This window comes from Acinetobacter seifertii (genome assembly GCF_000368065.1).
GTDB lineage: Bacteria > Pseudomonadota > Gammaproteobacteria > Pseudomonadales > Moraxellaceae > Acinetobacter > Acinetobacter seifertii.
The window spans coordinates 285,600-301,184 of the sequence record NZ_KB851200.1 but is presented as its reverse complement, the minus strand read 5'-3'; the positions used below and the strand labels follow the sequence as shown (position 1 = coordinate 301,184).

Sequence of the window (15,585 nt, the reverse complement as noted above, 5' to 3'; positions counted from 1 at the left end):
ATACACCCGTACTTTTAATTACAATTTCACAAGTTACCTGTCTAACGCTATAATCCAGACAGTTTAAGAACATATTGAAAAGCATGACCCAAACCTCACTTTCTCAGAGCCAAAATGACACAGCCTCTTCACAAGATGTCATTGAAATAAAAACAGCAACGCGTTCTGTTGGAAGAAAAGCGACGATTACGAAAGACGAACTTTTTCAGGCCGCTCTTAACCTGATCGGTCCTCAAAAAAGTATCGCCTCATTAAGTTTACGTGAAGTCGCACGGGAAGCTGGTATTGCACCAAATAGCTTTTATCGTCACTTTAAAGATATTGATGAATTAGCCATTTCACTGATTGACCGCGCAGGTATCGTATTACGTAAAATTATTCGTCAGGCTCGTTTACGTGCCTCTTTCCAAGACAGCATTATTCGTAGTTCTGTAGAAATTTTTCTTCAACAGCTTGATGCAGACGAAGGTAATTTAAGTCTATTGTTACGCGAAGGCTTTACAGGTTCAGCTTCTTATAAAGCTGCGGTAGACCGCCAACTCAATTTCTTCCAACAAGAACTACAAGAAGATTTAATCCGTCTAGAGCGTTTAAATAACAATCACCTATATCATCCTGAGCTTGTTGCAAAAGCAATTACGCAACTTGTATTTCATATGGGTGCTAAGGTGATTGATCTTCCAGTTCATCAACGTGCGGAAGTCGCTGAACAAACCATGATCATGATCAGAATGATTTTAGAAGGTGCTCGTCATCTAGACGAAGCAAAGATACGATAAGATCAGCACAAAATGGTTTGTAATTGTACAAGCCATTTTTTATACAGACATACTTATTTCTTGATAAAAATATAATTCACAGATTGAAGCAACCAACATGCAAGAGTATAAGTAATTATTATTCTAGCAATATATACCCATATTTCCCCACGATATTTAGGGATTCACATGCAAAGTTTGAGTAATCGTCAAAGCCTGATTGCAAGCTATATTCTGATGGGCATTTTTTTGCTTTCGGTTATCCCCTTGCATCTCTTAGCAAGCTTTTTTGCTGGCTTTCTCATTTATGAAATTATTATTAGTTTAAGCTCTATTGTTGAACGTTATATTGATGGTCAAAGAGCCCGCATTTTTATTAGTATTTTACTGAGTATTATCACGGTTTCACTCATCGCCTTTTTCATTACAAGTTTAATTAGCTTTGTCGTTTATGACTTAAAAGGTGTAGGTATCCATAATATCAACAATAAAGTTGATCAAACGCTATTACACTTACAAACTGAAATTGGCAAATATCTTCCAGGTTATATTCCAGATAGTGTTACAGAACTAAAAGATGAAATTTTTGCGTTTATGAAAGATAACGTGACGACATTAAAAAATGCCAGTTCCGATATCTTACATAACTTTGTAACGATGATTATGGGCCTCATTATTGGTATTTTGGTGGCGATTCATGGCTTTCACCGTCGTACACCACAGCCTGTATTTAAGTCTTTACTCATTCAACGTATTCAAAAGTTATCAATTTCTTTTAGAAATGTCGTTTTTGCCCAAATTAAAATTTCGGCAATTAATACGCTGCTCTTTATATTATTTGCGTTTGTAATATTGCCGATTTGGGGTGTTCATCTGCCTTTTGCTAAAACATTAACTATTCTTACTTTCTTGTTTGGTTTAATTCCGATTTTAGGCAACTTAATTTCAAATACGCTTACCTTTATTGCTGCGCTTACGGTTTCACTGGGTTTAGCAGGTGTTGCTCTGCTCTATCTCGTATTAGTACATAAGTTAGAATATTTTATTAATGCCAAAATTATTGGACATAAAATTAATGCCAATGCATGGGAAATTTTATTGGCAATGTTAATTTTTGAGTCAATTTTTGGTTTAGGTGGCCTGATTGCAGCCCCAATCTTTTATGCCTATTTAAAATTAGAATTGAAAGATGCCAGAATGATTTAATTAAAATTTATTCAATAAAAAAGCGCCTTAAAGGCGCTTTTTTATGACTTATGATTTATGGTTTATGGTTTAACAACAACAAGTACCTGAATTGCTTCCGGAGTTACTGTTAAGCCATCGAGTAAGCTCAAGCCTTCTTTTTGCAACTTCTGTAAGCGCTCAATTTCGTCTTGACGAATACTTGGGTTGAACTGTTTCAAATACGTTAAACGGTCAATCTCGTATTGCCATTTATTACCATAATGCTCTTTTGCCTGCTGTTGAAGCTGTGGCAAGCCGACTTTAGCAATATCAAGCGCTTGTCTATAGCGCTCTTCAATCACTTCACGGCGAGCTTTAACGACTTGGCGACAGCTATTGCCATCTAAATGATGCAAATATGGTTTTAAAATGGTTGGATCAATCTTTTCAGATAAGTCCTGACCATTTTCACTTAACAACACGCGAATGAGCTGTTTCGGTAAGCTTGATGGCAAGTTCAAAGATTTTGGTGCAACTACATCAACTTTAAACCAAACTTCAAGTAATACAGAACCTTGCTTTAATGCGTTTGACTTAAGAACAGCAACATTAGTACTGCCAAATGATTGTGTACGGATCATTTCCATGACACTTTCAATGAACGGATGTTCTAAAGTCAGATATTGAGCATCTTCACGCATTTGCGCCTGATCACGATAGAACGTCGCAGTCATGCCTTCTTCGTCTAATGCCAAACCTTGCACTTGCATTTGGTCTGTCGGACGAATAATAACAGTACCGTTACTTTGCTCATCAAAATCAATATTAGTTGAAGACATAAAACGCTTCACAAACATAGGTAATGTTGTGTTGTCATCGTAGTCTTCTAAAGCTTGAACAATTTCTTGTGCAACGATAGGACGACATGAGTTGTATTCAAGCAAGCGGTCTCGACCAGCTTGTAACTCTGTTTCTAAAGCTTGACGTTGAACATTTACTTCTTCGAGTAAATCTTCAAAGGTTTGACCTTGGTCTGAAAGTAAGCAGTCTTTTAATTCAACAATAAAGTTTTCTTGCAGCGTTTGAGCTGTCGGAGAAATATTGCTGAAAATATTCAACGCTTCGTTGTACCAACGGAACATACGCTCTTGAGCAGTGCCCATTAAGTAAGGTACATGAATTTGGATACGGTTTTCTTGACCAATACGGTCTAAACGACCGATACGTTGTTCTAAAACATCAGGGTTTGCAGGCAAATCAAATAAAATCAGATCACTTGCAAACTGGAAGTTACGGCCTTCTGAACCAATTTCAGAACATAGTAGAATTTGAGCACCATAGCTTTCTTCTGCAAAGTAAGCAGCCGCTTGGTCACGCTCAAGTAGACTCATGCCTTCATGGAACATTGCAGTACGAATACCAGCATGCAAACGAAGTACACTTTCTAAAGATTCAACAACAGGACCACTACGAGCAATTAAAAGAACTTTTTTGTGCTTAAGTTCTTTACGCAAGATTTCCATTAACCATGGCACACGTGGGTCATTTTGCATCCATGAACCATCAAGTTGTGCTTCTTCTGGCCACATTTGCTCACGTAATTTACCGTCTTTTGACCAATCTTCTGGCGCTGGTAAAGGTGCTGGTTGACAATCACGGCCTGGGAAGCCTTGAATCGCTTCACGCGTATTACGGAATAAAATACGACCTGTACCGTGACGATCTAACAACTCATGAATCGCTCTGAAACGTTGCTCAGGCTGATCTTCAATTGAATGACCCAACAAACCTTCTAAAGCAGTTAAATGCTCTTGAGTTAAAGGTTCATCCGACATAAGTACTTCTGCAACTTGAGCAGTTTGCTGATATTGCGCTTCTTCATCTAAGAAACGTTCTAAACTGCTAAAACGCTGAGGGTCTAACAAACGTAAGCGTGCAAAGTGACTTTCTACACCAAGCTGTTCAGGTGTTGCTGTAAGCAACAATACACCAGCCGTGTTTTCAGCAAGCTCTTCAACCAAGTCGTAACGATCGTTGCCGCCTTCTTCTTCACTCCACATTAAGTGATGCGCTTCATCGACTACAAGCAAATCGAAACCAGCTTCTAATGCTTGCTCACGCAAGTCGTCATGGTCAACCATCAAGTCTACGCTGGCAATAATGCATTGCTCAGTCAAGAACGGGTTAAGCTCTGGATCATGTTCTTTAATAGACGCAGTACGGGTTAAATCGAACAGAGAAAATTGCAAGTTGAAACGGCGACGCATTTCAATCATCCACTGATATTGTAATGAATCAGGGACTAAAATGAGGATACGTTCAGAGCGGCCAGTTTTAAGCTGTTGGTGGATAATTAAACCAGCTTCAATTGTTTTACCTAAACCTACTTCATCGGCAAGTAAAACACGTGGTGCGAAACGTTTACCGACTTCATGTGCAATATAGAGTTGATGTGGGATTAAACCTACACGCGCACCAACCAAGCCACGTAAAGGACTGGTTTGCATTTGCGATTGCATGAGCATGGCTTCAATGCGTAGGTCATACCATTCTTTATAATCGATCTGGCTTGCCAGTAAACGATCTAAGGGTTTTGATAACTGAATTTGTGCACCAATACGAGTTTCATTGAGCGCTTTACGTTCTTGTTCGCCATTTTCTAAAGTACGAACAACGTTATAACGCAAAACACCATGGCGGTCTTCAACAGTCTCAACAATCCACTTCTGGCCTTCTTGATCTTGAACTTCATCATTTTTGTTGAAGATGATGCGAGACAACGGCGCATTGTTACGTGCATAGACACGCGTTTCATCACTTTTGGGGAATAAAATGCTGACAGATCTTTCATCTACATCAATAAGAACGCCTAAACCGAGCTCAGTCTCTGTATCTGATAGCCAACGTTGACCAATAGCATACTGCTGCAATTTTTCCACCTTTTTCTCAAGTTCGCACTACATATTGTACGATGCAAATTAGCTTATTTTTGCATCTTTTTATGTAGTCTTTAAAGCAAAATTTTGCAGCAGAAACCAATTAAATTGTTTCGCTACAAAAATTACTCATTGAAAGTTTTTACATTAAAACGGTACAGGACAGTTAAACGTTAATGATTCCCCTGTCACAGGGTGATTAAAGCTTAACTGTTTAGCATGCAAGCACAGACGAGGAACAAGTAATTGTTCCGGTGTTGCATACAATGTATCACCTACAATCGGATGTCCCAGATATTGCATGTGTACACGGAGTTGATGAGAACGCCCGGTAATCGGTGTTAATTTGACACGCGTAACCGGTTGTCCCTGAATCTGGAAATGTTCAATCGCCTGCCAGTGTGTTAAAGCAGGTTTGTTATGAGAAGCATCGACAATATGCAACGGTGGTCGACTCGGGTCATAGACTACTGGAATATCGACTGTCCCTTCACCGTCTAGGTGGCCTGCGACTAACGCTTCATATATTTTCGAGGTTTGACGGTCTTGAAATTGGCGTGCAATCGCACTTTGTCCACGCTTAGATAACCCAAAAACCAAAATACCCGAGGTATCGCGGTCAAGGCGATGGATGAGCAAAGTTCGTGGTTCAATTGCCACCAGTCTTGTCAAAACGCTGTCATGTAAATCACCTTTCCCTGGCACACTCAAAATGTCCGAAGGTTTATGAATCACCATAAAATCATCATCACGATAGATCAGATGTTCACTTAGAAAATCACTCAAAGTTGTATTCCCAAGGCAAGATGAAAAACAAGCGGGCAATAATAAAAAGCTTACGTCCGAATTACAATGCCGTTCGGGTAAATTAACGACAGAATTTGCAAATATTATGATTCAGTTTATGGCTAAAGCCGATTAGTGCTTCAATAACTGCATAATATGTTGCAAGCTAGGTGTTTGCATCAGCTCTTCAGCACTTAGACTCGCACCGTTCGCACGCCATAACTCCACCAGATAATTGACTCCTACAGCATCTAAACCATAGTTTCTTAAATCTATTTCAGGATGAATTTCCATTGGATGCCGCCCCACCTGCTCAGCAACTGCCAATAAAATTCCTTTATCGGACAACACCTGTGACGATGGCGCACTTAAAGACCATAAGCGCACTAAAGCCTGTGTGTTTATATGTTGAATGGAGTCAAAACTGATTTTTTCAATCCATTGTATATGCTGCTCTAAACTACCTGCCAAGATCGCATCATTTACAACAGCTACATAATCTGTAATGGATAAAACAAGCTGCATCACTTGCTTAAACAACGGGGATAAATTTCCAGCTATTATCACTTGTGCTTGAGTGTTTGATGACAATTGTTGCCCAAGCTGTAACATGACCTGTTGAAGTTGAGATGACTGAATCATCATGACTGGAATTTCGAGTGCCTGTGCTCTTTTGCTTAGTAATTCTAAATGATCGGCTAAAGGCTGATTTATCCAGTCAGGGGCATTTTCAAGTTCATTTAATCCAACCATGAGCAAGATGCTATGCTTAGATTCAATAGGCCAATTTGAAGTACTTGGGGCTAACTGGATTTTTCGAGGTAAGGGATAAAACATTGTTCTCTACAAATATAAAAATAGCTCAAATTAAAAAGCCCGTTTAACACGGGCTTTTTTGCTTACTTCATTTCGGCAAATGTTTCTTTTGCAGCCTGAATCGTATATTCGATATCTTCATCAGAATGAGCAGATGAAATAAAGCCTGCTTCAAATGCTGACGGTGCCAAGTTTACACCGCGCTTTAACATACCATGGAAGAACTTTTTGAAAGCTTCTATATCACATGCCAACATTGAGTCAAAGCTTGTAATATCTTCTTGATCGGTAAAGTAAAGACCAAACATTGCGCCCGCTTGCTGAGTTTTAAATGGAATACCTGCTTCATCAGCCGCGGCTTGTAAACCCGCAAGTAACTTTTCAAGTTGAGCAGATAACTTGCTGTAAAAGTCAGGTTGACGTAAATGTTTAAACATCTCGATACCCGCACGCATAGCAAGTGGGTTACCAGATAAAGTTCCCGCTTGGTATACACCACCTAAAGGTGCGATGCATTCCATGATTTCACGCTTACCGCCAAACGCACCTACAGGTAAGCCCGCACCAATAATTTTACCCAAAGTCGTTAAGTCAGGTTTAACGTTATAAACTGACTGAGCACCACCTAAAGCAACGCGGAAACCTGTCATTACTTCATCAATAATAAATACAGATTTATATTCATCACACACATCACGAATGGCTTGTAAGAAACCGTCAATTGGTTTCACCATGTTCATGTTACCCGCAACAGGTTCAATAATGACGCCCGCAATTTCATGACCGAATTTGGCAAAACACTCTTTTAATGCAGCAATATCATTATAAGGCAGCGTTAAAGTATGTTTAGCAAAATCGACTGGAACACCTTTTGAAGTTGGCTCACCCTCGCCTAAAGTAAGTAAACCCGAACCCGCTTTTACTAAAAGTGAGTCAGAGTGACCGTGGTAACAACCCTCAAACTTCACGATTTTGTCACGGCCAGTATAACCACGCGCTAAACGAATAGCGGTCATGGTCGCTTCTGTACCAGAGTTGGTCATACGTACCAATTCAATGGATGGCATGATTTCACAGATAATATCTGCCAAAGTCGTTTCATGTACGGTTGGTGCACCAAAACTTAAACCATCTTCTGCTGCTGTTTGTACCGCTTTAATAATTTCTGGATGAGCATGGCCCAAAATCATTGGTCCCCAAGAACCAACATAGTCAACATAGCGCTTACCATCGACATCCCACAAATAAGCACCTTTAGCTTTCTCGATGAAAACTGGTGTTCCTCCAACGCCATTAAAGGCACGTACCGGAGAGTTCACACCACCAGGAATGTGTTTGCTGGCTTGTTTAAATAACTGTTCTTGCTTTGGAGATAAACTCATGGAAATGCTCGTCTTAAATATCTAAAAAATAATTTTGAAAGCTTAAGAAAATAATTGTGCCCACGCTTTTACACGGGCAGGAATTTCAGCAGTTGATCGACCTAATATATCACTAATGACTGCGCAGAGGTCAGCTCCAGCCTCAATCACAGGTTTTGAGTTTTCAACAGTTAAACCACCAATCGCACAAATTGGTAAATCATATTGAGCTGCTGCTTGCTTAATGACTTCAATACCTACATTACCTGCTTCTGGTTTTGTGGCAGTTGCATACACAGCACCAAAGGCAACATAGGTTGCGCCATCGGCAATTGCTTTTCGAGCAAGATCTAAAGAGTTGAGGCAAGTACGGCCAATAATGACGCCTTCAGGAAGTTTCGATTTTGCATCTGTGATTTCACCGTCACTTTGCCCTAAATGCACACCTAAACCAAACTGAGCGGCCAGTTGTAAGTCATCATTAATGACAAAAGGAACCTGATATTTTTCACACAATATCTTAATCTGTTCAACTTCAGCAGGCTGGTCAGTTTTTTCTATTTTTTTACGGCGGTACTGTAAAATTGCGATCTGACGAGTTGCGAGCGCGACCTCTAGTTTTTCTAATAATAATTGGATTGGGTCATCATTGGTAATGAGATATAAACCGCGCATACTCTACTCTCGCTTTTAAAAACTACGCTAGTATAACGGATTTATAGGACATCATAAGTACCGATTGATATAGGCTTAACAGTACCAATCGGTATATTAAAATAGGAATAAAAAATTAACTCGGAATTTTATCGTGCTTCCGGTCAATCAAACTTAATCGACCAGTCGCCACATCAGACAGCATTCGCCAATCAGAAATAAAGCTATAAAGAGGCTGTTTAAAACTGGCAGGCTTATTTTTTTCAAATACAAAATGTCCAACCCATGCACATGCATAGCCAGACACTAAACCATAAAGTGCGTATTTGGCCTGTTTCTTACGAATGGCTTTTGAAAAAAAGTATATCCCAATGCTACTACCCACCACATGTAGGCGTCTGCTCATAATGTTACGGTGTTCAGTTAAATAAAAGCGATAAAATTCCTGATAGTTTTTAATCGGTAATTCAAACTCTAGCTGAGCTTCATGGTTGAAGTTTACTGGTGCATTCACGATCATCTTCCTGATTTTTATTTGATCAAAACGTCACCTGATTGTACACCTAAAACAAAGTGTAGCGTCATAGGTTTGATTGTAACTTTCTCTATCAAAAACATTATTTTTAGCACTAAGCTATTATACTTATTCAAGATAGTTTAAATACCTGATTCAGGGAGATCCGTTATGGTTGAAGTTGAGCTTAAGTTTCAGTTACCTGAATCGAAGAAAAAAACTGTTCAGCAGTATTTGAAAAAGCATAAAGCACAGCATATTCACTTGCAGGCCAAATATTACGATACACCAGACCGTCTACTCGCAAAAAATGGTATGGCCCTACGTTTACGTAAAGAAAATGATTTGTGGGTACAAACCTTTAAAGCCGCTGGTCAAAGTCATTTACACCGTGTTGAAGAAGAAGTTTTTCTAGGTAAATGCGAGCAAGAACCCGAACTAAACCTTAATCTATATAAAGATAATAAAGCAGTCACAGATTTAATTACTGAAGCTTTAGGCACTGAAGTCGAAAAGCTAAGCTTACAGTTTGAGACAGATGTACAACGTACTTATCATGTATTTGAAGCCGATGACACTGCTATTGAAGTCTGTCTTGATGACGGTGTAGTAAAAACGGCAACCACCCAAAGTAAAATTTGTGAAGTTGAGTTTGAGCTTAAACAAGGTGCTGTTAAAACACTGATTCAATTTGCACAGCAATGGATTAATCGTTATGAGTTATGGCTCGATGTTAGAAGTAAAGCCGAACGCGGTAATTTACTCGCATTAGGAAAAGCCGTTTCACCTGCTGTTCACGCAAAAAGCTTGAGTTTAGATAAGAATATTTCAGCAGAACAAGCTCTCAAAAAAATTGTTGAAAACTGTTTAGCACAATTCTTACCGAATATGGCTGCAATTGCCGATAACGTCGCCGAAGCTGAGCATATCCATCAGGCACGTGTAAGCTTACGTCGTTTACGCAGTGCACTTCATCATTTTTCAGGATGGTCAGACGATTTAAACCCTGCTTGGGAAGAGCAAATTGCAGCACTTTTCCGCAAGCTTGGAAACACGCGTGACGTAGATGCTATTCGTACTGAAATTTTACCTATGATTGTGCAACATGGTTCACCTGAGCTTTTACTTCCAATCTCAGAGGAGCCATTAAAAGATCTTGCTACACTGTTCAAATCGGCAGAAACCGTCAAGCTTGTACTCGCATTACTGGCATTTGCTTATTCAGAAGAAGATAGCCAAAGTACCAAAGGAAAATTTAAAAAGGAGATAGAAAAAAGCTTAGATAAGTTACATTACCAAGTTGTGAGTCATGCTAAAGATTTCAATGAACTCGAAGTAACTGAACAGCACAAGATACGTAAAAAAGCTAAACAGCTACGTTACTGCATTGAATTTATATCAAGCTTATATCCATCTAAAAATGTTCAACAGTTTTTAAAGAAATTGCAACCCGTGCAAAATACCTTAGGACTATATAACGATTTGTTTATAGCTGAAGATCTCTTTAATAAAGCAATTGAACACGACCCGCACTTTTGGTTTGCTCTAGGATGGATTAAGGCCAAACAACCTTATTTACAAAATCAGTCTGCCGAAGCTTTGCAAAAATTTAATAAAGTAAAAACTTTTTGGTAAATATCTTAAAGTCGCGACATAGATGTCGCGACTTTTTATATTATCGGTATTTACCAAATACTTTCCATACACCGTTATCTGCTAACGGGTCATTATAGCTATCGCTACGCTGCTTTCTTGGTTTATCTCGGGCATCGACGAGTTCAAAGTGAGGCTCTACCCCTAGTACTATACCATTGGTATAAAAACGTGAACGTGTATATTCACTTTGACCATGCTGGAACACATAAGTTCTCAAGTCGATAAATTCACGGTGAGCAACCAGTGCTGCCGTATCATCACTCTGCAACCATTCTTGCATGGTAAAAATCTGATCTGTTTCAAACTGACCGCATTTTTCAATAAGACTTGCCACACCACGAAAAGTTTTCGACTCTTTAGCACGTGTTTTATTAATACGAATCCGATCTACATGAAAAAAGAATAATGGTAAGTTCAGATGGCTTGGTAAATGAATTGCATCTGGTAATTCATCTTCCATAAAAGGTTGAAAAAGCTCTTGTGCCCTTTCGATTAAATCTTTCCATTGTTGGTAATAGGCTAAAACTTCTTCTTGCAAACCATAATAAATTGGTAGCCCTTCGACATGCTCTAAATATTGGGGTGGAAAAATATGCTGACGTAATAGAGCAATGTCTGTTTTTAAACTTTGAACGGCTATCGCATCTTGCATAATTAGAACTTCCAACACTTAGGCTATTTACAGACTAAGGCAAAGGTTTTGTTTCCGCAAGGCTTTGCCTATAATAAGCAGCTCTATTTTTGCGGGAATATGTCATGTCTCAAAAGATTAATGCAACAGATATTACTGAAGAAGAAGCGTTAAATGCTGTTTTCTTTGAGCGTGCGGATGAATTCATTAAACAAGCGAATGATTTTTGTCGCCCGCCTAAAGGCCAAAAGCCTGACCCTGCTGAACTTCGCGGCCAAGTGAGTGCAGCCATGTTATTTGCCACTGCCCGTTTTAACACGTGGGTGGCTGCAAACAATTTTAAAGATGGCAATGAAATGCGCGATGCAAAAGAGCAAGTGATGTCTTATTTGCTTCAGCAATTTCAAATGATGCTCGAAGATAACTTTGATGAGTATTGTGAACAGTTCGAAAACTACTTACGTTTCCGTAAGAATGAAGATTTCCATGCTCACAAACATGACCATGACCATTAATAAGCTTTAAATACTCAAATAAAAAGCCACTTCATGTGGCTTTTTATTTGATAAGTTAGTTATTGCTTTTGCGCTTGGCCATATTGGTCAGCCATCACTTCCACAAGGTTTGAAGGTTTATTATATTTTTTAACAACTGCGTTCACATCGGCAACGGTCAACTTAGTTAAGTCTTGATCATGCTTAACGCGGTCAAGTAATGTTTTACCCGACTCAAGCTCAATATTTAACATACCGTGAATGTTGCGCTCATCTTCTAATGCAGTAACACGCTTCTTCATGAGATCTGCTTTAGCTGCTGCAAGCTCTTGCTCAGTGATACCCTTCGTTAACAAGTCATTTAGTACTTTATGAACTGAATCAGAGACTTGTGCTGAACGCCCAGCCGTATAGTTTGCACTAATACTTAACGCACCAACATTCGTGTCCTGATCAAGCTGTAGACCTGTTCCAAAACCATATACCAATGCATTTTTTTCACGAAGCTCTTGAGCCAAACGCGATGAGATTTGAGAATCACCTAAAATATAATTCATTAAAATTAATGCAGGTGCGTCAGGATGATTTTTCCCAACTGGTAGTGTGATTATACTTTGATAACTACCAAACTCGCGTTGTTCAGATAAAGCATGCACTTTCTGAGCAGGAAAATCGACATGTTTAATTAAGATTTTTTCGTATGGTTGCTCACTATTCCAGCTCCCAAACTCTTGATTCAAGAGATTTTTCATTTTCTTTGCATCAAATGCACCCGTAATCGCAATTTGCGCATGGTTCATTGCAAAGAAATGCTGATATAGCTCTTTCACTTGTTCTTGAGTCACATTCTTCAATTGTTTTTTAGCCAACTCAGGTTCGAAGTGATAACGCAAATCACCCGGTTGGTATTCTTCAATTAAACGTGATAATGTTAAACCTGCCACGACATCTGGTTCAGTATAAGGACGATCAAGGCTCGACAAGCTTTGAGACTTAATTAAATCAAATTGAGATTGTTCGAACTTCGGATTTTTCATGACCTCTAAAACAAACTTGAAAAATTCATCAAATTTTTCAGTTTTAGATTGAATGTTAATAGTCATGCCATTGCCGTCGGCACTTGCATAAGCTGCACCACCTGCATCAATCGATTTATCTGCAATATCTTGCAAACTATATTTGTCAGAGCCACGCAGTAATAAATATGAAGTTAAATCAACAACTGTGCCTTTATCAAATAAAGATTTTTCCGTACCAAAATCCATCGTAATGGTGGCATAGGTACGATCATCACGAGTTTCTACGGGGAACAAAGCATACTTCATTCCGTTTTTAAGTTTCCCGCGGCTAATCTTTTTCTCATTAGTTTCGGCATATTGCTTTGAGGTTTTTAAAAACTCATTAACTTCTTGTTGATAAACTTTCGGGTCTTTTAAAGGCTCTGGTTTAACATCGGTTTGATCTAAAGTTTTAGGCTTATCTTTAGGGTCAAGTTGCAATGCTTTCTTTTGATCTTCAGGTGTCGGCAAAATATCGCCATCAATACGATGGCCAGCAACAAGAAACTGCTTTAAGGTTTGATTGACTTCATTGAGTTTCACTTTCTCAACTGCATCTAAATCTTTAAAATATTGGTCCCATTGCCCACCAGCTACACTGTAATCACTTAAACGAGAACCCAAAGCAACAGCATCTTTATTGACTAACTCGCCTTGCGTTTTCATTAAGCTTTTTACGCGATTTAGCTCAGTCTCTGTAAAAGGCTTACCCTTTTCTATTCCAGAGAGTAGAGCACTTTCAACTTTATTAGGGTCATTTTTTGGTGAGTAAACCGCCCCTAAAAATACGACATTAAAATCTTGATCTAACCATGTTGATGCCTGAACGTCTGTAGAAATACCCGTTTCAACCATGTTTTGGTATAAATGACCACTTGGTTGCATGGTATATAACATTGGTGCTAAAGCGAGTGTTGGCTGAATTTTCGTGTTTTTTCCATTCATATAGATATGGAATTTGGCCAAATCACTGCCCTTTTTCACTAAAAACTCACGATCCTTCATTTTTGTAGAATCTAAGACAGGTACCTGAACAGGCTTCGGCACAGCTCGCGCAGGAATCGGACTAAAATATTGGTCAATTGTTTTTAAAACATCAGTTTTATCAAACTTACCTGAAACAACCATAACCGCATTGTTAGGTGCGTACCAACTGCGGTAGAACTGGTTCAATTCAGGCATTTTAATAGACTTAAGCTCAGGTAAATCACCAATTGGTAATCGCCCTAAATACTTGTTTCCATAAGCCGATTTCCACATTTGATCCATTAAGACAGCAAAAGGCTGATCCATACGGACTTCACGTTCACGCTTTACGATTTCAATTTCAGAAGGTACAAATTTTTCTTGTAGAACCAATTTATCCATACGCTCTGATTCAAGGTACAACACTTGATCTAGCGCATTTTTCTCTGGACGAACAATATTGGTATATTTGGTTGAATAGTAATCCGTGCTCGCATTTGTCATTAATGTATATTGATCTAAACGGCGCTGAAATTCTTCACCCTTTACGTTTTGCGTGCCTTTAAATGCCAAATGCTCAAGTAAATGGGCTAAGCCACTTTTACCTTGTGGGTCATTTAAAGAACCTGTCAAATAGATAGTATTAATAAAGATTTTATTTTCTTTGTCATTCGGTGCAAGCACTACCCGAAAGCCATTATCTAATTTATATTCCTCAATATTTTGCTTACTTTTTACTAATGTCGTTTGTGCAAAAGACGCAGCACTTAAACCAAGAATACATAGGGAGAGAGTCAGTTGTTTAAACTGCATGAACATAGAAATACCAATTAATTTGAATAATAAAAAATCAATAGTTGTAAGAGTATAGTAGGTAATTTAAGCTGACATTAATAGTAAAGTTTTGAAAAGAAAGCCGTTTATTTAAACGGCTTTTTATTTTAAAGAAAAATTTCTGCTTGCATATAAAGTTTGCCATATCCTGCAATTTCAATACGTTCCTGATTCAGTATATTGCAATATAAAACGCCTCCACGGCTAGAAGCTTGATAAGCCACAATATTATTTTTGCTCAGCTTTTCTGCCCATAACGGCGCTATTGCAGTATGAATTGAACCTGTAACAGGGTCTTCTTCAATGCCTGCAACAGGTGCAAAATAACGAGACACACAGTCATAATGCTCGTCTGCTTTTGTAGTGATTACGATATCCATATCTGTAGTCGTAATAGCTGTCCGTTTACCTAAGGCTTTAAGTAAGTTCATGTCAGGCTGCTCATCTAACACGTCTTGCACTGATTCATACTCAACAATATAAGCTTGAACATTTTGATAAACAGCCTTAAATGGTTTGCTTAAAGCTTGTCGTAAAATAGCTGGATAATCTTCCACTTGTTCAGCCTTACGAATTGGAAAATTCATTCTGATTTTGCCATCTTCATCTTGGTGAACAATAAAAAGCCCTAAGTTCCGGACATGAAAATTAATGGTCTTTTTATCCGTAAAATCTTTAAAGAGTACAAAAGCACTCGCAAGAGTCGCATGACCACAAAAATCGACTTCAACCATTGGTGTAAACCAACGAATTTCATAGTTTTCAGAATCTATAATTTTTACAAAAGCAGTTTCAGATAAGTTATTTTCAAGCGCTATCTTTTGCATTAAATCTGCATCTAGCCACTCTTTTTCAACAATCACAGCAGCTGGATTTCCACGAAATAACTCTTTTGTAAAAGCATCGACTTGATACATTTTCATGATAGTGCTCTCTTTTGTAATAAGCTCATTT

The 15,585-nt window shown here is 38.6% G+C and carries 13 protein-coding genes; 4 read left to right on the top strand and 9 right to left on the bottom strand.

The genetic code is table 11. The annotated features are described in order from the left end of the window. The first annotated feature begins 83 nt into the window (after nucleotides 1-83). Both fabR and F985_RS08730 read left to right on the top strand, forming a co-directional pair. The gene (fabR, locus tag F985_RS08735) at nucleotides 84-779 is read left to right on the top strand and encodes an HTH-type transcriptional repressor FabR (protein WP_004700096.1); all 696 of its coding nucleotides are present in this window, start codon (nucleotides 84-86) and stop codon (nucleotides 777-779) included. Nucleotides 780-947: 168 nt separating this feature from the next. Next, a complete protein-coding gene (locus tag F985_RS08730; protein WP_004700095.1) occupies nucleotides 948-1,964 on the top strand; it encodes an AI-2E family transporter in 1,017 nt (338 codons plus the stop codon). 62 nt (nucleotides 1,965-2,026) lie between these two features. Here the strand turns inward: F985_RS08730 and rapA are convergent, their stop codons facing one another. From rapA to F985_RS08700, 6 genes are all read right to left on the bottom strand, one after another. Further along, nucleotides 2,027-4,864 (bottom strand): RNA polymerase-associated protein RapA, encoded by a 2,838-nt coding sequence (rapA, locus tag F985_RS08725; RefSeq protein ID WP_004700092.1) that lies wholly within the window; start codon nucleotides 4,862-4,864, stop codon nucleotides 2,027-2,029. Nucleotides 4,865-5,008: 144 nt separating this feature from the next. Beyond that, nucleotides 5,009-5,647: an RluA family pseudouridine synthase gene (locus F985_RS08720; protein WP_004700090.1), complete on the bottom strand. Its 639-nt coding sequence runs from the start codon at nucleotides 5,645-5,647 to the stop codon at nucleotides 5,009-5,011. A 132-nt stretch (nucleotides 5,648-5,779) separates the two neighbouring features. Further along, nucleotides 5,780-6,484, bottom strand: a complete 705-nt coding sequence (locus F985_RS08715; protein ID WP_004700088.1) for a hypothetical protein — start codon at nucleotides 6,482-6,484, stop codon at nucleotides 5,780-5,782. 62 nt (nucleotides 6,485-6,546) lie between these two features. Continuing rightward, nucleotides 6,547-7,845: a glutamate-1-semialdehyde 2,1-aminomutase gene (gene hemL, locus F985_RS08710; protein ID WP_004700086.1), complete on the bottom strand. Its 1,299-nt coding sequence runs from the start codon at nucleotides 7,843-7,845 to the stop codon at nucleotides 6,547-6,549. A 42-nt stretch (nucleotides 7,846-7,887) separates the two neighbouring features. Further along, nucleotides 7,888-8,499, bottom strand: coding sequence for a thiamine phosphate synthase (thiE, locus tag F985_RS08705; RefSeq protein WP_004700085.1), 612 nt, complete (start codon nucleotides 8,497-8,499; stop codon nucleotides 7,888-7,890). A 115-nt stretch (nucleotides 8,500-8,614) separates the two neighbouring features. Further along, the gene (locus tag F985_RS08700) at nucleotides 8,615-8,998 is read right to left on the bottom strand and encodes an Mpo1-like protein (protein WP_077164814.1); all 384 of its coding nucleotides are present in this window, start codon (nucleotides 8,996-8,998) and stop codon (nucleotides 8,615-8,617) included. 165 nt (nucleotides 8,999-9,163) lie between these two features. On the opposite strand from F985_RS08700, the gene F985_RS08695 reads away from it, so the two are divergent. Then, a complete protein-coding gene (locus tag F985_RS08695) occupies nucleotides 9,164-10,627 on the top strand; it encodes a CYTH and CHAD domain-containing protein (protein WP_004700080.1) in 1,464 nt (487 codons plus the stop codon). 40 nt (nucleotides 10,628-10,667) lie between these two features. Here F985_RS08695 and F985_RS08690 read toward each other — a convergent pair whose 3' ends face one another. Beyond that, nucleotides 10,668-11,300 carry a hypothetical protein gene (locus tag F985_RS08690; protein ID WP_004700077.1) on the bottom strand — a complete coding sequence of 211 codons (633 nt, stop codon included), beginning with the start codon at nucleotides 11,298-11,300 and terminating at the stop codon, nucleotides 10,668-10,670. Between the two features lie 104 nt (nucleotides 11,301-11,404). Between F985_RS08690 and F985_RS08685 the strand changes: the two genes are divergently transcribed. Continuing rightward, entirely contained in the window at nucleotides 11,405-11,794 is a 390-nt protein-coding gene (locus F985_RS08685) for a DUF3144 domain-containing protein (RefSeq protein WP_004700075.1), read from the top strand. A 59-nt stretch (nucleotides 11,795-11,853) separates the two neighbouring features. Here F985_RS08685 and F985_RS08680 read toward each other — a convergent pair whose 3' ends face one another. Next, nucleotides 11,854-14,616, bottom strand: coding sequence for a M16 family metallopeptidase (locus F985_RS08680; RefSeq protein WP_025469085.1), 2,763 nt, complete (start codon nucleotides 14,614-14,616; stop codon nucleotides 11,854-11,856). 122 nt (nucleotides 14,617-14,738) lie between these two features. After that, on the bottom strand, nucleotides 14,739-15,554 hold the full coding sequence (locus tag F985_RS08675; protein ID WP_004700072.1) for a PhzF family phenazine biosynthesis protein: 816 nt from the start codon (nucleotides 15,552-15,554) through the stop codon (nucleotides 14,739-14,741). Nucleotides 15,555-15,585 lie beyond the last annotated feature (31 nt).

Excerpts from the sequence above, each read along its gene's own strand:
- fabR (WP_004700096.1), top strand. The coding sequence starts at position 84 with ATGACCCAAACCTCACTTTCTCAGAGCCAAAATGACACAGCCTCTTCA.
- F985_RS08730 (WP_004700095.1), top strand. The coding sequence starts at position 948 with ATGCAAAGTTTGAGTAATCGTCAAAGCCTGATTGCAAGCTATATTCTG.
- F985_RS08715 (WP_004700088.1), bottom strand. The coding sequence starts at position 6,484 with ATGTTTTATCCCTTACCTCGAAAAATCCAGTTAGCCCCAAGTACTTCA.
- hemL (WP_004700086.1), bottom strand. The coding sequence starts at position 7,845 with ATGAGTTTATCTCCAAAGCAAGAACAGTTATTTAAACAAGCCAGCAAA.
- thiE (WP_004700085.1), bottom strand. The coding sequence starts at position 8,499 with ATGCGCGGTTTATATCTCATTACCAATGATGACCCAATCCAATTATTA.
- F985_RS08700 (WP_077164814.1), bottom strand. The coding sequence starts at position 8,998 with ATGATCGTGAATGCACCAGTAAACTTCAACCATGAAGCTCAGCTAGAG.
- F985_RS08695 (WP_004700080.1), top strand. The coding sequence starts at position 9,164 with ATGGTTGAAGTTGAGCTTAAGTTTCAGTTACCTGAATCGAAGAAAAAA.
- F985_RS08690 (WP_004700077.1), bottom strand. The coding sequence starts at position 11,300 with ATGCAAGATGCGATAGCCGTTCAAAGTTTAAAAACAGACATTGCTCTA.
- F985_RS08685 (WP_004700075.1), top strand. The coding sequence starts at position 11,405 with ATGTCTCAAAAGATTAATGCAACAGATATTACTGAAGAAGAAGCGTTA.
- F985_RS08680 (WP_025469085.1), bottom strand. The coding sequence starts at position 14,616 with ATGTTCATGCAGTTTAAACAACTGACTCTCTCCCTATGTATTCTTGGT.
- F985_RS08675 (WP_004700072.1), bottom strand. The coding sequence starts at position 15,554 with ATGAAAATGTATCAAGTCGATGCTTTTACAAAAGAGTTATTTCGTGGA.